Source organism: Comamonas aquatilis, assembly GCF_965139575.1.
GTDB lineage: Bacteria > Pseudomonadota > Gammaproteobacteria > Burkholderiales > Burkholderiaceae_C > Comamonas > Comamonas aquatilis.
Genome location: NZ_CBCSIW010000015.1, coordinates 46,295 through 71,123, shown reverse-complemented (window position 1 = coordinate 71,123; position 24,829 = coordinate 46,295). Strand labels below are relative to the sequence as shown.

The window sequence follows — 24,829 nt, the reverse complement described above, 5'->3', positions numbered from 1 at the left end:
AGAGCGAAATACGACACACGCGGCGTCACTCAGTTTCCATCATGGTCTTGAGCAAGGGGATGGTGATGGCGCGCTTGTTGCGCAAGGCAAAACCGTCCAGCATGTCCAGCAGTTGCATCAGACTGCCCAGATCGCGTGAGAAACGCCTGAGCATGTAATCCATGACATCGTCGCTCAGAAAAACGCCGCGGACGTCGGCTTCCTGACGCAAGACCGCACGGCGGGCCGGCTCATCGAGCAGTTGCAGTTGAAACACATGGCCCCAGCCCAGCCGGGTGCGCAAATCCTCGCGCAGCTTCAGGTCTGCCACGGGCAGTTGCCCCGCACCCAGCACCCAGCGCGGCGAACCGGTGGCGGGGCTGGTGGCGTTGACAAACCAGTTGAAGGCCCGGGCCTGCTGCAAAGGCGTGTAGAGATCCACATCATCCATCAGCACGGCAGCCCAGCGTTCGTCAAACTCTGGCGGAAAGCCTGTGCTCGCATCCATCCAGCCCACCATGGCGCCCTGCTCGCGCAGCGCTTCACGCACGGCCTTGAGCAAATGGGTTTTTCCGGACCCGGACTCGCCCCACAGATAGGTGGGCACCGGCGTACGCGATTGTTGCAGCTGACCGTCGCCCACCCAATGGCGCAAGTGATCGATCACTGCGGCATTCGGACCGACAAAGAAACGCGACAGCGTCGGGCTCGACGCCATGCTGATATTCAAGGCCAGCTGCTTCATCTGCGGCATACGCGCAGCGCCCCCTTCCCTAGGCCCGAGGCGGCCCATGCAGCAGAGTCAGGCAAAAATGTCGTCAGCAGCATCAATGGATGGGAAATACGGAAGTCCTGCGCAAGGCCTCGTGGCCCGGATCGCGGAGATAGAAAATGTCTGATTTTAGTCTGCGCCGCGCCCTGTTGGCTGCGAAGCCGCTGTTTTCGCCACACCACGCTCATGCCGTCGCCATAGGCATTGGTCCAGCAAAACCCTTTGATGCTACACCTTGCCCGCACACCAAGTCGGCAGGAGCCGTAGAATCCCGGGGTTCTAGCCCACCCAGGGCACACCTGCACCGGATTCATCGATGAGCTCTTCTGCATCCTCCTCTACCCCCATTTCCTACAAAGACGCTGGTGTTGATATCGACGCCGGCGACGCACTGGTCGAACGCATCAAGCCCTTGGCCAAGAAGACCATGCGCGAAGGCGTGATGGCCGGCATCGGCGGTTTTGGCGCCCTGTTCGAAGTCCCCAAGCGCTACAAGGAGCCTGTGCTGGTTTCCGGCACCGATGGCGTGGGCACCAAGCTCAAGCTGGCTTTCGAGTGGAATATGCATGACACCGTGGGCATCGACCTGGTGGGCATGAGTGTGAACGACGTGCTGGTGCAAGGCGCCGAGCCCCTGTTCTTCCTCGATTACTTTGCCTGCGGCAAGCTGGATGTGGACACCGCCGCAGCTGTGGTCGGCGGCATTGCCAAGGGTTGCGAGCTGTCTGGCTGCGCCCTGATCGGCGGCGAAACCGCTGAAATGCCTGGCATGTACCCCGCTGGCGAATATGACCTCGCTGGTTTTGCCGTGGGTGCCGTGGAAAAGTCCAAGATCCTGACCGGCCAGAACGTCAAGCCTGGCGATGTGGTGCTGGGTCTGGCCTCGCACGGCGTGCACTCCAACGGTTTCTCGCTGGTGCGCAAGTGCATCGAGCGCGCCGAAGCCCAAGGCACGGTGCCCGAGACCCTGGACGGCAAGCCCTTCAAGGCCGCCATCATGGAACCTACCCGTCTGTACGTGAAGAACGTGCTGGCTGCGCTGGACAAGCACCCCATCAAGGCCCTGGCCCACATCACCGGCGGCGGTCTGCTGGAAAACATTCCCCGCGTGCTGCCCGACGGCACGGCCGCCCACCTGAAGGCCGGCAGTTGGCCACAGACCGAGCTGTTTGCCTGGCTGCAAAAGACCGCAGGCATTGACGATATCGAAATGAACCGCACGTTCAACAACGGTATCGGCATGGTGGTGGTGGTGGCAGCCGAAGACGCTGCAGCCACGGCAGCCACTCTGACCGAGCTGGGCGAGAAGGTCTACACCATCGGTGCCATTGCAGAACGTGGCGAAGGCCAAGCGGTTGAAGTACGCTAACTCCTAGTTCAACCCTTTGAAACCGCGCATGCCGCAGCATCTGCCCGCCGCCTTGGTGACCTCTTCACCAGAACCCTCTTCCAAGGTGGTTCTGGCCAGTTACCTTCTGATGGGGGCGGCGCTGCTGCTGGTCATGCACCAGGGCCTGCTGCCAGGCCTGTTGTGCGTGTGCCTGGGCTTTGTGCTCACACGCAGCTTCTCGCGCCTGCTGGCCCGCGCCAACCCGCGTGCCCGTGCGAACAATCTGCTGCCGCGTTGGGCGCAGGTCCTGGCCACCACCATCGTCATTCTGGCACCCCTGGCCTTGCTCAGCGGCGCCCTCTCCCACACCCGCACCTACATCACCGAAGCACCTGCCCAGTACAAGGAGTTGCTGAACTATCTGGCCGCCACGGTGCTGGAGTTGCGTGAAAAGCTGCCTGCCGACATGGGAGCCCAACTGCCCCATGGCGCCGAGGAAATTCAGCAAAAGCTGGCCGCCTATCTGGCCGCCAAGGCCGGTGTGGTGGCCCATGCAGGCCGTGCCTGGCTGACCGGCCTGCTTTACGCCTATGTAGGCCTGATCATCGGCGCCCTGGCTGCCGTACGCCCCATCTCCACACGCCGCCCGCCACTGGTGCAAGCGCTCAGGCAGCGCATTCTGTACTTTGGTCTGGCCTTCAAGCAGATTGTGGCGGCCCAGTTCTGGATTGCGGCCTTCAACACCTTGCTGACTTCCATCTTCCTGCTGGCCATTTTGCCCATCTGGAAGCTGGAGCTGCCCTATACCCCGGCCCTGATCACCCTGACCTTTCTGGCCGGACTCATCCCCATCGTCGGCAATCTGCTGTGCAATGCCGTGCTCACTCTGGTGGGTCTGTCGGTGTCTCCAGTGGCCGCTGCCGCCTGCCTGGGCTTTCTGATCCTGATTCACAAGGCTGAATACGTGATCAACGCCAAGGTGGTGGGTACGCGCACCCATATGGGCGTGTGGGAGCTGCTGGCGGTGATGTTTGTGGCCGAATCGGTGTTCGGCCCTGCCGGACTGGTGGCTGCGCCCCTGTTCTACGCCTACCTCAAGAAAGAGCTGGAAGCTGTCAGACTGGTCTAAGCCTCAGCCTTCCTTGCGCAAATTTTCCATGGTTTTTTCAATAAAAACCGCCTCTTGCCCTTGCGCTGTCTGCGCATAGCGCTCCAGATCCAATAGCGCTCTATCCGCCACACCCCACTCGGCATAAGCCAGACCGCGATCGCGGTACAGCTCAGCCATCTCGGGGCGCAGCAGCAGCAGGCGGTTGAGCACGGCCACCAGCATGGGCCAGTTGCGCTGGGACAGATGAATTTCCTGCAGATTGCGCAACATGCGCTCCACCACGTCGCGCGCCTTGGCCGATTGCAGAAACAACCCCAGAGGCGCAGCCTCGTCGGAGGTGATGCCGGCATCGTCCAGAAACGGCTGCAGCCGCTCCGACAAGCGATTGGCAGAGAAGGACTCGCCCGAAAGCGGATCCAGCACCACCTGCCCTTGGGGCAGCAACACCTTGACCATGAAGTGGCCGGGAAAGCTGATGCCTTCGACCGGCAGATCGATGCTTGCTGCCAGTTCCAGCCAGATCAGCGCCACGCTGATGGGAATACCGCGCCGCGTTTGCAGCACATGGTGGATATAGCTATTGGCCGGGTCGTAATAGTTGTTGAGGTTGCCGGCAAAACCCAGTTCAACATAGAAGAATCGATTGAGCAGGCTAAGCTTTTGCAGCGCATCGCTCTCGCCGGCTAGGCGCTGCTGGAGGCGAACCTGTAGGCGGTCCATCTCGGCCACCACGGTTTGCAGGTCCAGATCGGGTTCGGCATCCTGGGCAATGCTGATGGCCGCTTCCATCAGCGCAAAGTTTTCATCGCTTTGCACCAGGGAAGCAAAGTACTGCAGGGCCGTGGGGTGCTCATCAATAGTCCAGCTCATAGCCGCTTTGTATGCCTAGTTAAACCTGACTGCAAGTCAGAACTGCACCAACACGCATATAGGACAGGCGCATGGCGCTCACTTTTTGATGAGTGGACATCCCGCTGAGATTAGCGTCGCAGCAGCTGGCGCAGGTTCAGACCGGCAATCCGCAGCACGCCAAAATACAGAGCGGCAGCGGCCAGCATCAGCGCCGCCAGCAGGCCGGCACGCTGCAAGCCCTGGGCACGCATGCCTATCCAGTCAAAGTGCTGACTGGCCCATAGCAGCAGCGCGGCCAGCAAGATGCTGGCGGCTGTCACCTGTGCCAGCAGCTTGATCCAGCCAGGGCCGGGCATGTACACGCCGCGGCGCAGCAGGCCTATCAGCAGCCAGCTGGCATTGACCAGTGCTGCCAGACCGATGGACAGTGCCAGCCCCGTATGCGCCAGCCAGGGCACCAGAGCCAGATTGAGCAACTGGGTAATGATCAGCACGGCAATGGCGATCTTGACCGGCGTGCGAATGTCCTGACTCGCGTAATAGCCAGGAGCCAGCACCTTGATGGCCACCAGCCCCAGCAGGCCCACGCCATAGCCGATCAGCGCCAGGGCAATCTGCCCCACATCGTGATCTTGCAGGGCGCCACGGTGAAACAGCGTCGCCACCAGCGGTGTGGCAAAAGTGAGCAAGCCCACCGCACAGGGCACGGCCAGCAGCACGACCAGGCGCAGCCCCCAGTCCAGCATATTGGAGTAGCGCTGCAAATCGCCCGCCGCCTTGGCTGCCGCCAACTGGGGGGTCAGAACCACACCCAGGGCCACACCCAGCAGCGAAGTGGGGAACTCCATCAGCCTATCGGCATAAAACAGCCAGGTCACGCTGCCGGTCGCCATGTACGAGGCAATCTGCGTATTGATCATCAGCGAAATCTGGGCCACGCCCACGCCCAGCAAGGCAGGCAGCATGAGAGAAAGAATGCGGCGCACGCCGGCTTCATCCCAGGCCTCCCGCAAGGAGCCGGGCGTAAAGCCGATACGCGGCATCAAGCCCATTTTCATCAGCGCCGGCAGTTGCACGCCCAGTTGCAGCACACCGCCCAGCATCACGCCCGCAGCCATGGCATAGATGGGTTCGATGCCGTGGCGGCCAAACCAGGGCGCGGCAAACACGGCCGCCACAATCATGCTCAGGTTCAGCAACACCGGCGTGGCCGCAGGCACGGCGAACTTCTTCCAGGTATTGAGAATGCCAGCCGACAGCGCCACCAGCGACATGAAACCGATGTAGGGAAACATCCAGCGCGTCATGACCACCGCAGCGTGGTAGCCCTCGGGCGCCTGGCGCATGCCGCTGGCCAGCAACCACACCAGCAGCGGCGCGCCGATCACGCCCAGCACGCAGACCACGACCAGAGCCCAGAACAAAATGGTGGCTACATGGTTGATGAGCTGGCGCGTGGCCTCCTCGCCTTCCTTGGCCTTGCTGGCGGCCAGCACGGGCACAAAGGCCTGGCTGAAAGCACCTTCGGCAAAAAGCCGTCTGAAGAGGTTGGGAATTCTGAATGCGACATTGAACGCATCTGTCAGGGCATTGGCCCCGAACATGGAGGCCATGAGCAGATCGCGCACCAGCCCGGAAATACGGGAGGCCAGCGTCAGCAGGGATACGGTGGAGGCGGCTTTGAACAGTGACACGCAGCGAAGTGTATGCGTTCGCAGCCAGGGCTGCTGGCCGATCTGTGCCATTTGAAACCAGTACCCGCGCCGGTTTTGCACTCTGTAGCAACTCTGCCGCCGCGACCGTCCACCAGGGGCCTGGATGAGTCAGCCAAAACCCTGGCGGACAGCCGTGGTAGAATCTTCGGCTTTGCTGACATCATCCTCAAACACAAGGAATTAAATCATGGCAACTAAAGCCAAAAAGAACCCCCGTCTGGCTTCTGGCCGCAAGCGCGCTCGCCAGAACGTCAAGCTGAACGCAGCCAACACTTCGCTGCGTTCCAAGTACCGTACCGCTGTCAAGAACGTCGAAAAGGCTGTTGTGGCCGGCGACAAGACCAAGGCAGCTGAACTGTTTGCCAAGGCTCAGTCCGTGCTCGACGCGATCGCTGACAAGGGCATCTTCCACAAGAACAAGGCCGCTCGCGATAAGAGCCGTCTGTCCGCCAAGGTCAAGACCCTGGCACTCGCCGCTTAATACCGGCAACCCTCTCTCAAGCACGGAGAGCTGAGATTCACATCAAAGCCCTCTGCCGTTTGCAATAGGTGCGCTGTCAGCAAAACATCAAAACCGCCTTCGGGCGGTTTTTTTGTGCCCGAAATTCAACACTTTTGCAGAAGACGCCGCAGCCGTACGCTTTCACCGGCACCCGCCCGCACAGGGCATGGATCGCACTACTACCAATTGATTAGCGTCAAATTCCGGCTTCCCTAGGACAATCTCAGGGTCGGAGAGTCTTGTGTCTTCTATAGGACTACTCTCTGTATCTTCGCAAAAAGCCTGCCGACTGAATGCAGGCTTTTTTTGTCGTCAAGCCTTAGAAGAAATCATGAAAAAGTCGATCCAAGCAGGATTGGGAGCTCTAGCAGTCCTGATCCTGGCCGCGCTATTGTTTTTATTTTGGCCGCTGTTCCCCCGCTCCGTCCCCAAGGCCGAGAACGAGCAGCCCGTGGATGTGGTGATGGTGGGCGCTGGCGTGATGAGCGCCACGCTGGCCACCTATCTGCAGGAGCTGCAGCCTGACTGGAAGATCGAGGTCTTCGAGCGCCTCGATGGCGTGGCCCTGGAAAGCTCCAACGGCTGGAACAACGCCGGCACCGGCCACTCGGGCTTTGCCGAACTCAACTACACGCCCCAGTTGCCCGACGGCAGCGTGGAAACCAAACGTGCCGTGGGCATTGCCGAGCAGTTCGAAGTGACGCGCCAGTTCTGGGCCCACCAGATCGGCCGCGGCCACCTGCAGTCGCCCGAAACCTTTGTGAACCCCACACCCCACATGAGCTTTGTCTGGGGTGACGACAACATCACCTTCCTGAAAAAGCGCCAGCAGGCCCTGATCCAGAACCCCTTGTTCTACGGCATGGAATATTCCGAAGACCAGGAACAGATCAAGAAGTGGGCTCCGCTGATGATCGAAGGCCGCGATGCCAGCCAGAAGCTGGCCGCCACCTATATGCCTCTAGGCACCGACGTGAACCATGGCGTCTGGACCGAGCAGCTCGTGGCCTCGCTCAAGCAAGGCCCCAACTTCAATCTGCACCTGCAAAGCGAAGTCACGGCCCTGCGCCAGAACGCCGACAAGACCTGGAACGTGACCGTGGCCAATCTGGCCGATAGCCGCAAGGAAAAGACCGTCAAGGCCAAGTTCGTGTTCGTGGGTGCTGGCGGCGCCGCACTCAAGCTGCTGCAGGCTTCGGGCATCCCTGAATCCAAGAACTACGCCGGCTTCCCCGTGGGCGGTCAATTCCTGGCCATCGAGAATCCCGAACTGGCTGCCCGCCACGACGTCAAGGCCTACGGCATTGCCTCCACCGGCTCGCCTCCCATGTCCGTGCCTCACCTGGATGCCCGCAAGCTGGACGGCAAGCCCGTGATGCTGTTCGGCCCCTTTGCTCTGGCCACGACCAAGTTCCTCAAGAACGGCTCCTGGTGGGACCTGTTCTCCTCGGTCAACCATGACAATCTGATGGGCATGCTGCGCGTCGGCATCCACAACCTGGATCTGGTTCAGTACCTGCTGCAACAAGCCGAACTGACCGATGAAGATCGCCAGGCCGTGCTGGCCCAGTACTTCCCCCATGCCAAGCGCGAGGACTGGAAGCTGGTCACCGCCGGTCAGCGGGTGCAGATCATCAAGCGCGACGCGGAAAAAGGTGCCGTGTTGCAATTCGGCACCGAGATCGTCGCCTCCGAAGACGGCAGCATCGCCGCCCTGCTGGGCGCCTCGCCCGGTGCATCCACCGCGCCTCACATCATGCTGAACCTGCTCAAGAAGTCCTTCCCCGAGCAGATGGCCGGCGCCGAGTGGAAGGCCCAGATCCAGCAGATCGTGCCTTCGTACGGTCGCAAGATCAATGAAGATGCAGCCTACACCAACGAGATCCGCCGCATGACCAGCTCCGCCCTGAAGCTGCCTTATGTGGACGTACCGCTGACCGTGGGCAAGAAGGCCGATGCGCCCGTTGCGGCTCCAGCCGCCCCCGCTGCGCCGCAAAACCCCACGCAGCTGAACAAGGAAATGCAGGCGCTCTAAGCCCGGTTTTTCCAGCAAAGCCCCCGCCGGCCCGTGCCGCGCGGGGCTTTTTATTGGAGCCAGCCCTCCTCTCTCTTTTCATGCACCGCTCCATGACCCAAGGCTCTATTGGCCGCGCTCTGCTGCGCTTTTCCCTGCCTCTGTGGGGCGGCTATGTGCTGCAGTCGCTCAACACCTCGGTCAACGCCTTCTGGATAGGGCGCCACCTGGGCGAAGCCGCCCTGTCTGCGGCCGTGCATGCCAACAATCTGCTGTTTGCACTGATCGCACTGATCTTCGGCATCAGCCAGGCCACCAACTTGCTGGTGGCCCAGGCCGTGGGCGCCGGCCGCTGGGCACGGGCACGTCGCATCACAGGCAGCAGTGCCATCCTGTTTCTTGGTGCAGCTCTGCTAATGGCAGCCCTGGGCTGGCCGCTGGCCACCCCTTTGCTCAGCGCCTTGGGCGCCGCCCCCGCCACCGCCGCCATGGCCGTGGACTATTTGCGCGTGCTCTTTCTGGCACTGCCGCCCATGCTGATGCTGATCTTTGTGGCGGCCGTGCTGCGCGGCACGGGCGACAGTCGCACGCCTTTTGTCGCCCTGCTGGCCGTGGCCCTGGGCGACGCAGCACTCAACCCTTTGTTCATCTTCGGCGCCGGCCCACTGCCAGGCTGGGGCATGGCCGGATCGGCCCTGGCCACCCTGGTGGCCAACAGCCTGGGCCTCATCGGCCTGCTGGCCTGGTTGCGCCGGCGGCGGGCTCCGCTGTGGATAGGCTGGCGCCAGCGCCGCTACCTGCGGCCCGCGCCTGAACTGGTGCGCTGCCTCATCACCAAGGGCTTACCCATGGGTCTTCAGATGCTGCTGGTGGCGCTCTCTCTGGTGCTGATGCTGACCCTGGTCAACCGCCACGGCGCCCAGGCTTCGGCCGCCTATAGCGCGGCACTTCAGCTGTGGGCTTATGTGCAAATGCCGGCCATTGCCGTGGCCTCGGCCTGCGCCACCATTGCCGCCCAGAACGTGGGCGCTGGCCACTGGCCGCGCGTGGCCCGCACGGCACGCGCCGGAGTGATCTGCCACCTGCTGCTGACCGGCAGTTGCGTGGCCTTGATCCTGACTTTCGACCGCTCGGTGCTGGCTTGGTTCCTGCCCGAAGGCAGCGCCGCCCTGGAGCCGGCGCGCCACCTCAATCGCATCGTACTGTTCTCGTTTGTGCTGCTGGGCGTGAGCGGCGTGCTCGCAGGAATCGTGCGCTCCACAGGAGCCGTGCTGGTACCGCTGGCCATTCTGGCCCTGGCCTTATGGGGTGTGCGCCTACCCCTGGCCTGGGGGCTGCAGCCTCTGTGGGGGCTGGATGCACTGTGGTGGAGCTTTCCGCTCAGCGCCCTGGTGTCCATGCTGCTGTCCCTGGCCTATTACCGCTGGGGCCCCTGGCGCGAGGCCCGTCTGCTAGCTACGGCGAACACCGGCCGCTGAGCCCGCTGCAGGCAAAGACAGGCACAAAAAAAGCTTCCCGTGGAAGCCTTTGTCGTTTGCATGCTGCTTTGGCAGCAGAGATATTTTCAGCCTTTTTTAGCCGCGACCTCATCGGGCAGCAGGCAGGCTTCGGCCACTTGCAGGTCGTTGTCCTTGGCGAAGTTCAGACAGAAGTCCCAGGCCATGGGTTCGTAGTCACGCAGATCGCGGTTGACCACCACGCACTTGACGCCATTCATCACCGTGGGCACACACCAGGGCGAATAGCTCAGATGGCTGCCTGCGCAGGCGCCGCCAGGCCGAAACTGGCTCATCACGCCCGCCAATCGTTCAGCCCAGTCGCTGGGTCGAAAGGTTTTGCCGGACTGGGTCATACCCAGAATGAACAGTTCTTTGCTGGAAGGGGTAACCATCAAATATGCGCCAAAAGGATCCGGGGCCATCGGGGCGGGGTCGCCGCCTACATGCCCAATAGATTATTCTAGCTCTTGCATAAGAGTCGGGGCAGGCCAAAGCATGTCAACCCTAGTATGACGTAGGCTCATTGCATGGCTGCGATGCGCAAAGCGCAATGTTGGGGTTATCCGGGCACTCTAGAATCGGACCTCGCAATTTTTTATGTTGCAGTGCAGGAACAAACCTTCCATCCCACTGCGCAACTGACTGTCCCGCTAGAGGAGATTTTTGCAATGACCGCTTTCATCGAGGCTGCCGAACCCCACGTGATGACCACTTATGGCCGCGTACCCATCGCTTTGGAGCGAGGCCAAGGCTGCCGTCTGTGGGATGTCAACGGCAAGGAATACCTCGACGCACTGGGCGGCATTGCAGTCAACACCCTGGGCCACAACCACCCCAAGCTGGTGCCTGCACTGCAGGAACAGATTGCCACGCTGATCCACTGCTCCAACTACTACTACGTGCCCGGCCAGGAAAAGCTGGCAACGCTGCTGACCGAGCGCGCCAAGATGGACAAAGCCTTCTTTTGCAGCACCGGCCTGGAAGCCAACGAAGCCGCCATCAAGCTGGCCCGCAAGTATGGCGTGGACAAGGGCATCGCGAACCCCGTGATCGTGGTCTATGACCATGCTTTCCACGGCCGCTCGCTGGGCACCATGAGCGCCACGGCCAACCCCAAGGTACGCGAAGGCTTTGGCCCCCTGCTGGACGGTTTTGTGCGCATTGCCGCCAACGATATCGAAGCTCTGAAGCAAGCCACCGAAGGCAACCCCAATATCGTGGGCGTGATGATGGAACCCATCCAGGGCGAAGGTGGTCTGCACCCCATGCGCGCCGAGTACATGCAGCAGGTGCGCGCGCTGTGCGACGCCAATGACTGGCTGATGATTCTGGACGAGGTGCAATCGGGCATGGGCCGCACCGGCAAGTGGTTTGCCCACCAATGGGCAGGCATCGTGCCCGACGTGATGTCTCTGGCCAAAGGCCTGGGTTCGGGCGTTCCCGTGGGTGCGCTGCTGGCCCACGGCAAGGCGGCCGAAGTGCTCAAGCCCGGCAACCACGGCACCACCTTTGGCGGCAACCCCCTGTCCATGCGCGCCGGCATCGAAACCATCCGCATCATGGAAGAAGATGGCCTGCTGGCACATACCACCCAGGTTGGTGCACACTTGAAAGCCAAGCTCAAGCAGGAACTGGCTGAGGTGGCAGGCGTGGTGGACGTGCGCGGCGAGGGCCTGATCATCGGCATCGAGCTGAACAAGCCTTGCGGCGTGCTGCTGGGCCGCGGTGCCGAAGCCGGCCTGCTGTTCAGCGTGACCGCCGACACCGTGGTGCGCCTGGTGCCGCCGCTGATCATGACCGAAGCAGAAGCCGACGAAGTCGTGGCCAAGCTCAAGCCCCTGATCCTGCAATTCCTGTCGGAATGAAAGACCAGCCGATGACAGCCATCAAACACTATCTGCAATTTTCCGATTTCACGGCCGACGAGTACGACTACCTGCTGTCGCGCGCTGCCCTGATCAAGAAAAAGTTCAAGGGCTACGAAAAGCATCACACCCTGGTCGATCGCACCATGGCCATGATCTTCGAGAAGGCCAGCACCCGCACCCGCGTAAGCTTTGAAGCCGGCATGTACCAGCTGGGCGGCTCCGTGGTCCACCTGACCACGGGCGACAGCCAGCTAGGCCGCGCCGAGCCCATCGAGGACAGCGCCCGCGTCATCAGCCGCATGACCGATCTGGTCATGATCCGCACTTTTGGCCAGGACAAGATCGAGCGCTTTGCCGAATACTCGCGCGTGCCCGTGATCAACGGCCTGACCAACGAGTTCCATCCCTGCCAGATCCTGGCCGACATCTTCACCTTCATCGAGCACCGCGGCTCCATCAAGGGCAAGGTCGTAGCCTGGGTGGGCGACGGCAACAACATGGCCAATACTTGGCTGCAGGCGGCCGATCTGTTGGGCTTCAAGGTGCACCTGTCCACGCCCGGCGGTTATGAGGTGGACGAACAACTGGCCTTCAACGGCAAGCCCGTCAACCCCGGCTGCTATGAAGTCTTCAAGGACCCCCTGGAAGCCTGCAAAGGCGCCGACCTGGTCACCACCGACGTGTGGACCAGCATGGGCTACGAGGCCGAGAACGAAGCGCGCAAGAAGGCCTTTGCCGACTGGTGCGTGGATGCCGAGATGATGGCTGCCGCCAGGACTGATGCCTTGTTCATGCACTGCCTGCCCGCCCACCGCGGCGAAGAGGTGGAAGCCGAAGTCATCGACGGCCCGCAATCCGTGGTCTGGGACGAGGCGGAAAACCGCATGCATGTGCAAAAAGCACTGATGGAATACCTGCTGATCGGCCGTCAGCCCGGCTGATCTGCCACGCCCTGGCCCAGTTGCATACCACCCCATCCATGCACCTGAGCCACACCCCCTTCAGACACCGCCTGCTGGTTCCACACCCGCAGGCGGTGTTTGCTTTTGTGCGCCGGCTGGCCCATGGCCCCAGCCACGGCTTTGGTGCCAGCGCGCTGCACCATCCGCACATTGCACGCCACACGCGCGTGCCTTCTGTTTTCGGGCCGCGCAGGCCATTTGCCGCCCGCGTACGCGCGCTTTATGTGCGCATTCACACGTTCTATCTGAAGTTTCTTCAAGGCCACACCTAGTGAGCTGCCGCTGCTGCTGCGCAGCGCCATCACCACTGGATACAGCTGACTCCACAGAAGGAAGCCAGCCTGTTGCCCGTGCCCGAAATTCGAAGAAACCCCGATGAACGAAGCCATTCACCCCTGCCTGCGCTGCGGCGCCTGCTGTCAAAACTACCGTGTGGAGTTTTCCGTCTACGAGCTGCAATCCATGGGCGGCACCGTGCCCGACGCCATGGCCCATGAAGTGGGCGGCAACCGTGCCCGCATGAACGGCACGGAGCGCCACCCCGTGCGCTGCGTGGCGCTGACCGCGCTGCCCCATCTGGGCGATGGCTGCCTGGGCTGCGGCATTTACGAGCAGCGCTCCAGGCCTTGCAGAGACTTTCCGTTTGCGTCTTACGGCTGCCACGAAACGCGCGAGAAATTAGGCCTGCCCGTACTGCTGGAGCAGGAAGTGGAGGCCTGGCTGGAAACGGCTTGATCGGTTTGATCGGCTTGTCCCACACGCGCTGGATCCGGAGCAGATGTCAGCGCCAGGCTATGAATTTTGATAGCGGATTGCGTTGATCCATCTTTCACTTCAGCTCTATTCATTGCTGAAGTCATTGATAAACAATCGCAACCAGCTCCTGTTTTAATGGCCTCACGCGAGCGCGTCGAAAAACAAAAAAGCCTGAGGCACCGCGAAGCGCCTCAGGCTTTAGCTATTCACCAGTCTTGCCGGCTTTAAAGCCTCAAGGCTTTTTGGCGCCGGGTGCGCAGCTGTCGCCACCACAAGCACTGCAGCCGCCACAGCCGCTGTCCTTGTTGATGCCCGCCAGCGCGGGGTGCGACTGCGCCAGCTTGCGCTTGAGCGCCGAAGGCATGAGCCGCCAGACCAGGGCCACGGCGGCCAGGGCCACAATCAGTCCCACAATGATTTCCTGCATTTGCCATTTCCTTTCTTCAGGTGCCGCTTAACCGGCACCCAGGGCCACCGCCACACGATAGGTGATGAAGCTGCACAGATAGGCCAGGCCAAACATATAGCTGGTCATGATCAGCGGGTAGCGCCAGCCATTGGTCTCACGCTTGACGATGGCCAAGGTGGAGATGCACTGGGGCGCAAACACAAACCAGACCAGCAGCGACAAGGCGGTTGCCAGCGACCAGCTGTGCGCAATCAGCGGGCCCAGCTGCTGGGCCATGGCGTCATCGCTGGAGGCCGACAGTGCGTACACCGTGCCCAGGGCGCCCACGGCCACTTCGCGCGCGGCCATGCCGGGCACCAGGGCAATCGCGATCTGCCAGTTAAAGCCGATCGGTGCCAGCACCACTTCCAGCCAGCGTCCGATCTGGCCGGCAAAGCTGTAGCGGATGGCGCCTTCGGTCACACCTTCCGGTGCGCCCGGGTAGCTGGCCAGGAACCACAGCACGATACTCACCGTCAAGATGATGCCGCCCACGCGGCGCAGGAAGATCAGGGCACGCTCGAACAAGCCCAGCATCAGGCTGCGCACGCTGGGCCAGCGATAGGCGGGCAGCTCCATCATCAGCGGCGTGCGCGTCTTGTTCTCGCGGGCCAGCTTGGCCACCCAGGCCACGGCCATGGCGCTGACAATGCCGCCGATATACAGGGCAAACAGCACCAGACCTTGCAGATTGAACAAGCCCCCCACGGTCTGCTCGGGGATGAAGGCACCGATCAGCAGCGCATACACAGGCAGGCGCGCCGAGCAAGTCATCAGCGGCGCAATCATGATGGTCAGCAGTCGGTCGCGCCAGCTGCTGATGGAGCGCGTGGCCATGATGCCGGGCACGGCACAGGCAAAGCTGGACAGCAGCGGGATGAAGGAGCGACCCGACAGACCGACGGTGCCCATGATGCGGTCCAGCAAGAAGGCGGCTCGCGGCAGATAGCCAGAGTCTTCCAGCACCAGGATGAAGAAGAACAGAATCAGAATCTGCGGCAAAAAAACCAGCACGGCACCGGTGCCGGCAATCACGCCATCGACCAGCAGGCTGCGCAACACGCCCTCAGGCATGACATTGCCCACCCATTCGCCAAAATGGGCCACGCCGCCTTCAATGCCTTCCATCAATGGCTCGGCCCAGCTGAACACGGCCTGGAAGATCAGGAACAGCGTCACCAGCAGCAGCAGCGTGCCCCAGACCGGGTGCAGCACCACGGAGTCGATGCGGTCGTCGCGCTGGGTGTCCACCTGGGGTTCCTGCACCGCCACCCGCATGATCTCGGCCACCTGCTGGTGCAGGCTCAGCAACTGCTCCTTGGCGCCCAGGCCGGCTTTGGGCTGCCACTGACCTTCCCTGGAGGGGGCGGTGAGCTGGCGGGCTGCATCGGTATCGAGCCAGGCCAGCAATTCCTTGCCGCCATCCAGGCGCACGCCCACGCTTTCCACCACGGGCATGCCCAGCGCCTGGCTGAGTTTTTCGCGGTTCACCACAATGCCCTGGCGGCGCGCCATATCGCTCATATTGAGCACCAGCACCATGGGCAGACCCAGGGCACGCGCTTCCAGCACCAGGCGCAGGTTCAGGCGCAAATGGGTGGCATCGGTCACGCAGATCAGCAGTTCAGGCGGCGCTTCACGACTGTGCAGGCCGCTGACGATGTCGCGGGTAATGCGCTCGTCTTCGCTATGCGCGTGCAGGCTGTAGGTGCCTGGCAAATCCAGCAGGCGCACGCGGCGCTTGGCCGGCGTGGTCAGCCAGCCTTCCTTGCGCTCCACCGTCACGCCGGCGTAGTTGGCCACCTTCTGGCGGGCGCCAGTCAGCAGATTGAACAGCGCGGTCTTGCCGCAGTTCGGGTTGCCCAGCAGGGCCGCGCGCAGCGGCGCCTGCGCATCGGGCGCCGTGGCGCCTTGGCTCTGGGCCTTGTTCATGGGCTGGATAGAGATGCTTTGCACGCCTGGCTCGGTCGTCGGATTCTCACGCGCGTTCATGCCTTGCCCTCCAGGGCCACCAAGACTTTGGAGGCTTCATATCGGCGCAGCGCAAACGTGGCTTCGCCCACGCGCACGGCCAGCGGGTCGGGACCGGGAAAGCCCGTAGCCACAATGCGCACGCGCTCACCGGGCAAGAAGCCGATTTCCATGAGGCGCAGCATCAGCTCCTGCTCCTCCGCATTGCTGGCGCTGACCAGATCGACCACGCGGGCCGGTACGTTGGGCGCCAATGTGTCGAGACTGACGGTAGCTGCCAATGCAGCTGCCTGTGGCTGGAGGGACTCAGCCACACCATCCAAAGGTAAAACGGGGGCCGCGCTACCGGGGGCCGAGGACTGCAAAATACTCATAGCTCCGCATTTTATTGAGTTTAATTCTCATTATGGTTCAGGCGAGAAAGTGCCCGACCTGGGACAGGTGGCGCTGAAGTCAGGTATGCACCCGGCGGCTTGGGCCTAGTCTGCGTTTGCTTCTCCCGAGAGGCAGAGCCAGAGCCACCAAAGGTTTCCTTTCTGCGCAGTCAGGCTTATGCCCGGCACCCGCGCGCCAGAGGCCGAGGCAGAGAAAATCCACCCCTGCCCGCTTTTGGCCCCAACCCACCATGACCCACCCCTGCCTCACCTGCGGCGCCTGCTGCGCCTCGTTTCGTGTGGATTTTTCCGTGCACGAATCCCAGGACAATGGCGGAGCCGTGCCTGCGGGCCTGATCGACGAAGTCACGGACTACACCTGTCGCATGCGCGGCACAGACTGGGCCCGCCCACGCTGCGCGGCCCTGGTGGGCAAGGTGGGCGAAAAAGCCAGTTGCGGCATTTACGAATGGCGCCCCTCGCCCTGCCGGGAGTTTTCCGCCGGCTCGGACGCCTGCAACCGGGTGCGCCTGCGCCATGGAATGGCGGCACTGGACAGCGGCCTGGTCTGAAGACAGCAGCCCGCCGGCGCGCAATTGCGTTCAATACAAAACCGGCATCGCCTTCCAGACTGAGGGCATGCTCACGCCTTCCCTCACCCCTCTTCTTTCTCCCTTGCTTGCCATGGCCGGCTTTGCCCTGGTCGGTGCCATCACCCCCGGGCCGGTCAATGTGATGGCCTTGCGCCACGGCCAGCACAGCGCAGCTGCGGCCATGGTGTATGTGCTGGGCGCCAGCACCAGCTATGCGGCCATCGTCTGGTGCATGGGCCAAGGCGCGCAGCAACTACTGCTCAAAATGCCGGCATTCGCTGCCGCAGCCCAGTGGCTGTGCGCCGCCTATCTGCTGCGCCTGGCATGGGTGCTGGCCAAGGCTCCGGCCAAGCAAGCCGGGCATGAGCAGAGCCCGCCAAAGCAAAGCGCCTGGCAGCTGTTTTCCCAGGGGGCGGCCATACAGCTGCTCAACCCCAAAGCCTGGCTGTTTGCGCTGTCGGCCGTGGGCGTATTCACACTCCCGCAAAGCAAGCCCATGCCCGGCGCCCTGTATGCGCTATGTCTGATTTCCCTGCTCGCCTGCCTGCTGGGTGTCGGCTTCTGGGCCGTACTGGGCAAGGCCTTGAGCCGCTGGCTGTGCAACGCCAGGCGCCAGCATGGGTTTCACCAGTTGCTCGCCGCCCTGCTGCTTGCCAGTGTTGCAGGCATGATGCTGCCATCATGAACACCAGCCACCAGTTCCATCGCCATGCCCAGCTGGCCTGGGCCGAGCTCAGGGTCAGCCGCAACTCTGCGCACTGCTACCGCCTGCACATGCATGCCGAGTACTCGCTAGGCATTGTGGATGCCGGTCAGGCCCGGTTTCAGCATCCGCAGAGGCCGGGCCTGGTCGTACCCGGCGATGTGGTGCTAATCGAACCCGGCGTCTGGCATGCTTGCAATCCCGAGCAGGTCAGCCACTGGTCGTACCGCATGCTCTATCTGGATGCGGACTGGCTCCATGCCCGCCTCGGTCTGCAGGCCCTGGACTTTGTTCAGCCCGCTTTGCGCTGCCCCCGGGCCGCCGGCGTGCTTGAACAGCTATGCACGCTGATTCAGACCCATAGCAAAGACCAGGCCCAGCTGACCCGGGCCAGCGATGACTTGCTGACCCTGCTACGCCAGCATGGCCGGGCCGCGACGGCCGCAAACCCCGCCATGAACGCCGAGGCCATCAATCTAGCGCTCAACAGTTTGCACCAATCCCCCGAAGATCCGCCCAGCGTGCTGCATCTGGCGCAGGCCTGCGGCATGAGCGCCTCGCGCTTTATTCGCCATTTCAAGGCCGCAACCGGCGTGACGCCCGGCGCATACCGACTCAATCTGCGTCTCAATGGCGCGCGCCGCCTGCTAGCCCAGGGCAGCACCCTGTCCGCCGCCGCACACAGCATGGGTTTTGCCGATCAAGCCCATTTGCAGCGCAGCTTCAAGGCCCATCACGCGCTCACACCGGGCAGCTACGCCCGCGCCGCCCTGCCGCGCTGAGCCCCTGCACAGCAGCCCGGGAATCGGCGACGCCAGCCATCGCCAACAGCGATACAGCTCATACTTGCGGGTTTTGGCGACTCAGGGATTTCAGGGCATATGGCCGACTTTGACAGCATTCAGCAGCGCGAGACCGGGTTGCACCAGCAACTGAACGCCGCCCAGATGACCATGATTGCCATTGGCGGCGCCATTGGCACTGGCTTGTTCATGGGCAGCGCCTTTGCCATCGGCTTTGCCGGGCCCAGCGTACTCATCAGCTATGCGATAGGCGCGCTGATCGGCTTGCTGCTCATGGGCTGTCTGGCCGAGATGACGGTGGCCCACCCCACCAGCGGCTCTTTTGGCGCCTATGCCGAGCACTACATCAGCCCCATGGCGGGCTTTGTGGTGCGCTATGCCTACTGGGCGGCCGTGGTGCTGGCCGTGGGCATGGAGGTGACGGCCGTGGGCAAATACATGGCTTACTGGTTTCCCCAGGTCGATCAGTGGATCTGGGTGGCCCTGTTTTCCGTGGCTCTGGCTGCCGTGAATGCCACCAGCGTCAAGGCCTTCGGCCAGGTGGAGTATGTGTTTTCCATGATCAAGGTGGCGGCCATCGTGGCCTTTATCCTGATCGGGGCCTATGTGGTGTTCGGCTCGCGCCCCGAAGGCGTGGGCTTTGCCAACTACACGGCGGGCGGCGGCTTTTTCCCCAACGGACTCTGGGGCACCTGGGTGGGCGTGATCGTGGCCATCTTCAGCTACCTGAGCCTGGAATCCATTGCCATTGCTGCCGGCGAGGCCGAAAACCCCAGGCAGGCTGTCACCTCGGCTTTCAAGACCACGGTGCTGCGACTGGTGCTGTTTTATCTGCTGTCGCTGGCCCTGATGCTGGCCATCGTGCCCTGGCACCATGCCAGCACCGACACCAGCCCCTTTGTGAAGGTCATGGAATATCTGCACATTCCGGGCGGCGCCCATGTGCTCAATTTCGTGGTGCTGCTGGCCTCGCTGTCGGCCATGAACAGCCAGCTCTACGTCACCTCGCGCATGATGTTCAGCCTCTCGCGTGGCGGCTATGCGCCCCGCGCCATGGGCAGCCTCAATCGCCGCGGCGTGCCGCTGGGTGCGATTGCCGTCTCCTGCATGGGCATGGCCGTGGCCATGGTGCTCAATTACTTCAAGCCCCAGGAGTCGCTGGAGCTGATGATGTCGATTGCCATGTTCGGCGCCATGTTTGCCTGGTTCATGGTCTTCGTCACCCATTTGTTCTTCCGCCCCCGCTGGCAGCGCGAACACCCGGGCCAGCGCCTGCAGTTCCGCATGTGGGGCTTTCCGGTGTTCACCCTGCTGGGCGCGGCGCTGATGGCCGGCGTGATCATCACCACGCTGTTTACCAAGGAGTTCCGCACCACCACCCTGGTGGGCGTGCCGTTCCTGGTGGTGCTGGTGGTGATCTATGCTGTGTGGTATCGCCCACGCGCGCCCAAAGCATCACAATGACTCGCCAGATCTGGGATATTTCTCCCGCCATTCATCCCGCCGCACCGGTCTTTCCGGGCGATACGCCTTACAGCCAGGAGTGGTGCGCCACCATCGGCCCGGCCTGCCCGGTCAATGTCAGCGCCATTCATATGAGCCCCCATGTGGGCGCCCATGCCGATGCACCGCTGCACTATGACGCGCAGGGCGCGGCCATTGGCGCTGTTGATCTGAACGCCTTTCTCGGCCCCTGCCGCGTGATTCATGCCATAGGCTGCGGCCCGCTGATCGAGTGGCAGCATATAGAGCACGCTGTTGACGCCGACCTGCCCGCACGCGTGCTGGTCCGCACCTACCAAAACGCCCCCACGGTCTGGGACCCGGGACTTGCCGCCTATGCGCCCGAGACCGTCAAGAAGCTGGCCGATCTCGGCGTGCAGCTGATTGGCATAGATACGGCCAGCATCGACCCGGCCAGCAGCAAGAGTCTGGACAGCCATATGGTGATCCGCGCGCGCGGCCTGCGCGTGCTGGAGAATCTGGTGCTGGACGCGGTGGCCGAAGGCGATTACGAACTGATTGCCCTGCCGCTCAAGCTCAGCGAGGCCGATGCCTCCCCGGTGCGCGCCGTGTTGCGCGCTCTGCGTTGAGTTTCAAGAAAAATCAGCCCCAAGCCCAGCTACCATCTGCGCTGACAGCTATCAAAACAAATAGAGGAAGACAATGACTACCTTGCAAGACTGCCGCGCACTCGATGCCCAGGACCCGCTGCGCCCGCTGCGTGATCGCTTTGCCCTGCCCGAAGGCGTGATCTATCTGGACGGCAACTCTCTGGGCGCCCAGCCCAAGGCCGCCGCCGCCCGCGCCGCCCAGGTGGTGCAGCAGGAATGGGGCCAGGACCTCATCACCTCCTGGAACAAGGCCGGCTGGATCACCCTGCCCGAGCGTCTGGGCAATCAATTTGCTCCCTGGCTGGGCGTGGGCCAGGGCGAGCTGGTGTTTACCGACACCACCTCCATCAATCTCTACAAGGTGCTGAGCGCCGCTGCACGCATTGCCCGTGAAGATGCGCCCGAGCGCAAAAAACTGATCAGCGAGCGCAGCAACTTCCCCACCGACCTGTATATCGCCCAGTCCGTCTGCCAGGAATACGGCCTGGAGCTGGTGCTGCTGGAGCCCGAGGAAATCGCCGGTGCGCTGCAGGCCGATGTGGCGATTTCCATGCTCACCCATGTGAACTACCGCACCGGTGCCATGCACGATATGGCGTCCGTCACCGCCGCCGCCCATGCCCAGGGCATTCTCTGCGTCTGGGATCTGTGCCACAGCGCAGGCGCCGTGCCCATCGACCTCAAGGCTGCGAATGCCGACTTTGCCGTGGGCTGCAGCTACAAATACCTGAACGGCGGCCCGGGCTCGCCGGCCTTTGTCTGGGCCCATCCGCGTCTGATCAACCGCTTCTGGCAACCGCTGTCGGGCTGGTTCGGCCACGCCGAGCCTTTCAAGTTCGTGCCCGACTACCACCCCGCCCAGGGCATCCAGCGCTATCTCTGCGGCACCCAGCCCATGATCAGCATGAGCGTGCTGCAGTGCGGCATCGACATCTACACCGAGGCCGAGGCTTTCGGAGGCATGGCCGCGCTGCGCAAGAAATCGCTGGCGCTGACTGACCTGTTCATCCAGCTCGTGGAAGAGCGCTGCCAGGGCCACGGCCTGGGTCTGGCGACACCGCGCGAGCATGCGGCACGCGGCTCCCAGGTCTGCCTGACTCGCGATGAAGGTCTGGGCGTGGCTGGCAAGGACAGCGGTGCCTATGCCATCGTGCAGGCGCTGATCGCGCGCGGCGTGATCGGCGACTTCCGCAAGGGCGATGGCGGCACCGGCCGCCACAAGGACATTCTGCGTTTCGGCTTCACGCCGCTGTACGTGGGCTTTGAAGACGTGTGGAATGCCGTGGAGTATCTGCGCCAGGTGCTGGAATCGGGCGAATGGCAAAAAGCCGAGTTCAACCAGATCAACGCCGTGACCTGATCAGAAAGCCGTATTGCTCAGCGATGCCCATAGGTGCGCAGCCACCAAGGCGCGCCAGGGCTGGAATTGATCAAGCCAGATGCGCGCCTCGGCCGCATCTGGCTTTGTTTTTTGCAGCAGCAGACCGATGGCGCGGCGCACGGCCACGTCGCCGTGCAGACTTCCGTCGGGCCAGCCGTAGCCGCGCAGCAAGGTGTAGTTCACCGTCCACGGGCCTATGCCTTTGATGGCCAGCAAGCGCTGCTCCACCTCCTGCACCTGGTCGGCAGACCAGCCCGCAGCACTTTGCGCCGCCCAGTCATCCAGCGGCAGCTGACCCGAGGTCACGGCCTGGGCTACCGCCAGCAAAGTCTGCGCCTTGGCCTGGGAAAAATGGTTGGCGCGCAAGCTCTCCACATCCAGCCTGGCGACACGGGCCGCATCCGGATAGGCCAGCTGCGGCTCACCGGCAGCCTGATCCAGCAGCACGCCGGCCAGTGCGATGAGCTTGCGCCGCAACGAGATGGCCACAGCCACACTGATCTGCTGACCCATGATGGCCCAGGTCAGCGCCTCAAACGGCGTGGGCGTGCCCGGCACATGCAGGCCCGCCTGCCGCGCCAGCAAAGGGCCTAGTTCGGGGTGACGGCCATGTGCGGCATCCAGAGCCTGCGGCGGATAGGCCAGGCCCAGCATGCGTCGGGCCATGGCTTGCAGCTCGGCTTGCTCCAGATGCTGGTGGGCCGCCGTGCCGTGCAGCTGCACCGCCACATGGTGCTCATCCCAGCTCAGTTGCAAGCAAGCCGGCTCGCCTTGCAGCAGCAGGGCCTTGTGCAGGCTGCTGCCTTCCTGATCCAGACATTCGGCCAGACCCTGGCCATCGCGTCCATGAAAAGCCGCAAATTCCTGCCAGCGGTAGTGCGCCGGCAGCTCGATCTCGCAGTACATATCAGCCATCATTCTTATGATTTTGAGAGCGATTAGCGCATTTCAGATATAGGTTTCAAACACTATTTGCTTGAAAATGATTTCAATACCAGCGCTATCCGCTATCAAAGCGAGAGTTACGCGGTCTTGGCCTGCTGGGCCTGCTGAGCTTCACGCAGCAGCAGCGCCCGTTTGCGCTCCACCCCCCAGCGGTAGCCCGAGATGCTGCCGTCATTGCGCACCACGCGGTGGCAAGGCACAACCACGGCAATCGGATTGGCCGCCACCGCACTGGCCACGGCACGGGCGGCCTGGGGCTTGCCCAAGCGCTGGGCCAGCGCGGAATAGCTGATGGTCTGGCCGGCGGGAATGCCTTGCAACGCCTGCCAGACCCGCTGCTGAAACGCCGTTCCCTGGATATCCAGCGGCAGCGCCAGGCCTAAGGCCGGCCGCTCGATCAAGGCGATCACCCGCGCCACCGTCTGCTCGTACTGCGCATCGGCCCCCACCAGCTCGGCGGCGGCAAAGCGCTGCTGCAAATCATCGACCAGGGCCTGGGCATCATCGCCCAGCAGCACGCAGCACACGCCCCTGGCGGTGCTGGCCACCACAAGACTGCCCAACGAGCATTCGGCCACGGCAAAATGAATGGTCTGGCTCGCGCCGCCCTGCCTGAAGGCCTTGGGCTGCATGCCCAGCATGGTGCTCGCATGTTTGTAGAAGCTGCTGCTGGCTTCATAGCCGCTCAGATAGGCGGCATCGCTCACCGAGCTGCTTTGGTCGGCCTGCAAGGCGGCGCGCAGACTCTGGCCGCGCTGGGCGTTGGCATAGGCCTTGGGCGTCAAACCCGTGGCGCGACTGAAGGCCCGGTGCAGCTGCCAGGAGCTCAGGTCCACGCGTCGGGCCAGTTCGGCCAGCGTGGGAGCGGGCTCTTCGCTCTCCAGCCAGCGGCAGCATTGGGTGATGATGGGGTTATCGGACATGGTTTTTGCTTTGATCGCCACAGGATTGCAGCCCACTGTACGCAAGAAGAAAACCGGGCGCATCCACGTTTTTGCAGCGGCGCGCCATCAAAGCGATGTCAGCGAGCTGACGCGACGGCCCGGGTTTGGGTTACGCTGCGCGCACCGCACACGATAACGAACGACTCTGACATGACTACCGAATCCTCCGGCTGCCCCATGCATGGCGGCGCAGCCATTGTTCGCGATGAAAAAGCCCAGCTCGATTTCAGCCGCGACATGAGCTATGGCGACTATCTGCATCTGGATCAAATCCTCACGGCCCAGCACCCGCTCTCGCCTGCGCACGATGAAATGCTGTTCATCGTTCAGCACCAGACCAGCGAGCTGTGGATGAAACTGATGTTGCACGAGGTACGCGCCGCCACGGCAGCGATTGCCAATGCCTCGGGCGAGACCAAGCCCGACGCCTTCAAGATGCTGGCCCGGGTCAGCCGCATCATGGAGCAGCTGGTCAGCGCCTGGACGGTGCTCTCGACCATGACGCCGCCCGAGTACACGGCCATGCGCCCCTATCTGGCCCAATCCAGCGGGTTTCAAAGCTACCAGTACCGCAGCATCGAATTTTCGCTGGGCAACAAGAATGCCGCCATGCTCAAGCCCCATGAGCACCGCAGCGATCTGCTGACACAGGTGCAAGCGGCTTACGAAGCGCCGTCGCTGTACGACGTGTCGCTACAACTGCTGGCCCGTGAAGGCATTGACGTGCCGGCAGACCGCCTGCAGCGCGACTGGACCCAGCCCTATGAGGCCAGCGAAGGCGTACAGCAGGCCTGGATCACCGTCTACCGCGACCCGCACAAATACTGGGATCTGTACCAGCTGGGCGAAAAGCTGGCCGATATCGAGGACGCTTTCCGCCTGTGGCGCTTCCGCCACCTGACCACCGTGGAACGCGTCATAGGCTTCAAGCGCGGCACCGGCGGCACCGGCGGCGTGAGCTATCTCAAGAAGATGCTGGACGTGGTGCTGTTCCCTGAAATCTGGAGCTTGCGCACCGAGCTGTAAGCCAGCCGAAACAAGTCGTCGCCATTCAGGCTGCCCCTGCTGCTCTTTGGTGACAGCGCGGGCAGCCTGAATTCTTTAGGCTGCGAGAAAAATCTAACATCGCAACAATCTCCCCATGCCTTCCGCTCAGAGCGCCTCCCAAGCCCCCCCCGCCAGCAAACCCGCCC

25 protein-coding genes are annotated in these 24,829 nt (G+C 62.7%); 16 read left to right on the top strand and 9 right to left on the bottom strand.

Annotation, left to right across the window (positions count from 1 at the left end; translation table 11 throughout):
• Positions 1-25: 25 nt before the first annotated feature.
• Positions 26-724, bottom strand: coding sequence for a DnaA regulatory inactivator Hda (hda, locus tag ACNAZA_RS16230; RefSeq protein ID WP_346427111.1), 699 nt, complete (start codon positions 722-724; stop codon positions 26-28).
• A gap of 343 nt (positions 725-1,067) precedes the next feature.
• On the opposite strand from hda, the gene purM reads away from it, so the two are divergent.
• Both purM and ACNAZA_RS16220 read left to right on the top strand, forming a co-directional pair.
• Positions 1,068-2,120 carry a phosphoribosylformylglycinamidine cyclo-ligase gene (purM, locus tag ACNAZA_RS16225; protein ID WP_415797579.1) on the top strand — a complete coding sequence of 351 codons (1,053 nt, stop codon included), beginning with the start codon at positions 1,068-1,070 and terminating at the stop codon, positions 2,118-2,120.
• 28 nt (positions 2,121-2,148) lie between these two features.
• A complete protein-coding gene (locus ACNAZA_RS16220) occupies positions 2,149-3,210 on the top strand; it encodes an AI-2E family transporter (RefSeq protein ID WP_415797578.1) in 1,062 nt (353 codons plus the stop codon).
• Positions 3,211-3,213: 3 nt separating this feature from the next.
• Here ACNAZA_RS16220 and ACNAZA_RS16215 read toward each other — a convergent pair whose 3' ends face one another.
• Positions 3,214-4,062: a SirB1 family protein gene (locus ACNAZA_RS16215; protein WP_415797577.1), complete on the bottom strand. Its 849-nt coding sequence runs from the start codon at positions 4,060-4,062 to the stop codon at positions 3,214-3,216.
• 110 nt (positions 4,063-4,172) lie between these two features.
• Positions 4,173-5,738 (bottom strand): murein biosynthesis integral membrane protein MurJ, encoded by a 1,566-nt coding sequence (gene murJ, locus ACNAZA_RS16210; RefSeq protein ID WP_415797576.1) that lies wholly within the window; start codon positions 5,736-5,738, stop codon positions 4,173-4,175.
• A 208-nt stretch (positions 5,739-5,946) separates the two neighbouring features.
• Between murJ and rpsT the strand changes: the two genes are divergently transcribed.
• The 3 genes from rpsT (at position 5,947) to ACNAZA_RS16195 (ending at position 9,753) form a co-directional block, all read left to right on the top strand.
• Entirely contained in the window at positions 5,947-6,240 is a 294-nt protein-coding gene (rpsT, locus tag ACNAZA_RS16205) for a 30S ribosomal protein S20 (protein ID WP_120970239.1), read from the top strand.
• A 352-nt stretch (positions 6,241-6,592) separates the two neighbouring features.
• Complete coding sequence (gene mqo, locus ACNAZA_RS16200) at positions 6,593-8,296, top strand: malate dehydrogenase (quinone) (protein WP_415797575.1); 1,704 nt, start codon at positions 6,593-6,595, stop codon at positions 8,294-8,296.
• Between the two features lie 92 nt (positions 8,297-8,388).
• On the top strand, positions 8,389-9,753 hold the full coding sequence (locus ACNAZA_RS16195) for an MATE family efflux transporter (RefSeq protein WP_415797574.1): 1,365 nt from the start codon (positions 8,389-8,391) through the stop codon (positions 9,751-9,753).
• Between the two features lie 86 nt (positions 9,754-9,839).
• Here the strand turns inward: ACNAZA_RS16195 and ACNAZA_RS16190 are convergent, their stop codons facing one another.
• Positions 9,840-10,166 (bottom strand): DUF3579 domain-containing protein, encoded by a 327-nt coding sequence (locus tag ACNAZA_RS16190; RefSeq protein WP_415797573.1) that lies wholly within the window; start codon positions 10,164-10,166, stop codon positions 9,840-9,842.
• 276 nt (positions 10,167-10,442) lie between these two features.
• On the opposite strand from ACNAZA_RS16190, the gene ACNAZA_RS16185 reads away from it, so the two are divergent.
• From ACNAZA_RS16185 to ACNAZA_RS16170, 4 genes are all read left to right on the top strand, one after another.
• Positions 10,443-11,639, top strand: coding sequence for an aspartate aminotransferase family protein (locus ACNAZA_RS16185; protein WP_415797572.1), 1,197 nt, complete (start codon positions 10,443-10,445; stop codon positions 11,637-11,639).
• 20 nt (positions 11,640-11,659) lie between these two features.
• Entirely contained in the window at positions 11,660-12,583 is a 924-nt protein-coding gene (gene argF, locus ACNAZA_RS16180) for an ornithine carbamoyltransferase (RefSeq protein ID WP_415797624.1), read from the top strand.
• Positions 12,584-12,621: 38 nt separating this feature from the next.
• Complete coding sequence (locus tag ACNAZA_RS16175) at positions 12,622-12,876, top strand: hypothetical protein (RefSeq protein WP_415797571.1); 255 nt, start codon at positions 12,622-12,624, stop codon at positions 12,874-12,876.
• A 103-nt stretch (positions 12,877-12,979) separates the two neighbouring features.
• Positions 12,980-13,339 carry a YkgJ family cysteine cluster protein gene (locus ACNAZA_RS16170; protein ID WP_415797570.1) on the top strand — a complete coding sequence of 120 codons (360 nt, stop codon included), beginning with the start codon at positions 12,980-12,982 and terminating at the stop codon, positions 13,337-13,339.
• Between the two features lie 253 nt (positions 13,340-13,592).
• Here ACNAZA_RS16170 and ACNAZA_RS16165 read toward each other — a convergent pair whose 3' ends face one another.
• From ACNAZA_RS16165 to ACNAZA_RS16155, 3 genes are read right to left on the bottom strand one after another with little or no spacing between them, the layout of a single operon-like run.
• The gene (locus ACNAZA_RS16165; protein WP_415797569.1) at positions 13,593-13,787 is read right to left on the bottom strand and encodes a hypothetical protein; all 195 of its coding nucleotides are present in this window, start codon (positions 13,785-13,787) and stop codon (positions 13,593-13,595) included.
• Between the two features lie 27 nt (positions 13,788-13,814).
• Positions 13,815-15,740 carry a ferrous iron transporter B gene (gene feoB / locus ACNAZA_RS16160; protein ID WP_415797623.1) on the bottom strand — a complete coding sequence of 642 codons (1,926 nt, stop codon included), beginning with the start codon at positions 15,738-15,740 and terminating at the stop codon, positions 13,815-13,817.
• A gap of 56 nt (positions 15,741-15,796) precedes the next feature.
• Positions 15,797-16,093, bottom strand: a complete 297-nt coding sequence (locus ACNAZA_RS16155; protein ID WP_415797568.1) for a FeoA family protein — start codon at positions 16,091-16,093, stop codon at positions 15,797-15,799.
• 311 nt (positions 16,094-16,404) lie between these two features.
• On the opposite strand from ACNAZA_RS16155, the gene ACNAZA_RS16150 reads away from it, so the two are divergent.
• From ACNAZA_RS16150 to kynU, 6 genes are all read left to right on the top strand, one after another.
• Positions 16,405-16,725 (top strand): YkgJ family cysteine cluster protein, encoded by a 321-nt coding sequence (locus tag ACNAZA_RS16150; protein ID WP_415797567.1) that lies wholly within the window; start codon positions 16,405-16,407, stop codon positions 16,723-16,725.
• 67 nt (positions 16,726-16,792) lie between these two features.
• Complete coding sequence (locus ACNAZA_RS16145; RefSeq protein WP_415797566.1) at positions 16,793-17,431, top strand: LysE family translocator; 639 nt, start codon at positions 16,793-16,795, stop codon at positions 17,429-17,431.
• Positions 17,428-18,231, top strand: a complete 804-nt coding sequence (locus ACNAZA_RS16140; RefSeq protein WP_415797565.1) for an AraC family transcriptional regulator — start codon at positions 17,428-17,430, stop codon at positions 18,229-18,231. Before ACNAZA_RS16145 ends, ACNAZA_RS16140 begins: the two co-directional genes overlap by 4 nt.
• A gap of 99 nt (positions 18,232-18,330) precedes the next feature.
• Positions 18,331-19,716 (top strand): amino acid permease, encoded by a 1,386-nt coding sequence (locus ACNAZA_RS16135; RefSeq protein WP_415797564.1) that lies wholly within the window; start codon positions 18,331-18,333, stop codon positions 19,714-19,716.
• Positions 19,713-20,345: an arylformamidase gene (gene kynB, locus ACNAZA_RS16130; RefSeq protein ID WP_415797563.1), complete on the top strand. Its 633-nt coding sequence runs from the start codon at positions 19,713-19,715 to the stop codon at positions 20,343-20,345. The genes ACNAZA_RS16135 and kynB overlap by 4 nt, the downstream gene beginning before the upstream one ends.
• Positions 20,346-20,418: 73 nt before the next feature.
• A complete protein-coding gene (gene kynU / locus ACNAZA_RS16125; protein ID WP_415797562.1) occupies positions 20,419-21,726 on the top strand; it encodes a kynureninase in 1,308 nt (435 codons plus the stop codon).
• Here the strand turns inward: kynU and ACNAZA_RS16120 are convergent, their stop codons facing one another.
• The gene (locus tag ACNAZA_RS16120) at positions 21,727-22,665 is read right to left on the bottom strand and encodes a DNA-3-methyladenine glycosylase family protein (RefSeq protein ID WP_415797561.1); all 939 of its coding nucleotides are present in this window, start codon (positions 22,663-22,665) and stop codon (positions 21,727-21,729) included. It lies immediately after the preceding gene.
• A gap of 104 nt (positions 22,666-22,769) precedes the next feature.
• Positions 22,770-23,615, bottom strand: a complete 846-nt coding sequence (locus ACNAZA_RS16115) for a methylated-DNA--[protein]-cysteine S-methyltransferase (protein ID WP_415797560.1) — start codon at positions 23,613-23,615, stop codon at positions 22,770-22,772.
• Positions 23,616-23,786: 171 nt separating this feature from the next.
• On the opposite strand from ACNAZA_RS16115, the gene kynA reads away from it, so the two are divergent.
• Positions 23,787-24,662, top strand: coding sequence for a tryptophan 2,3-dioxygenase (kynA, locus tag ACNAZA_RS16110; RefSeq protein WP_415797559.1), 876 nt, complete (start codon positions 23,787-23,789; stop codon positions 24,660-24,662).
• The last annotated feature ends 167 nt before the right edge of the window (positions 24,663-24,829 follow it).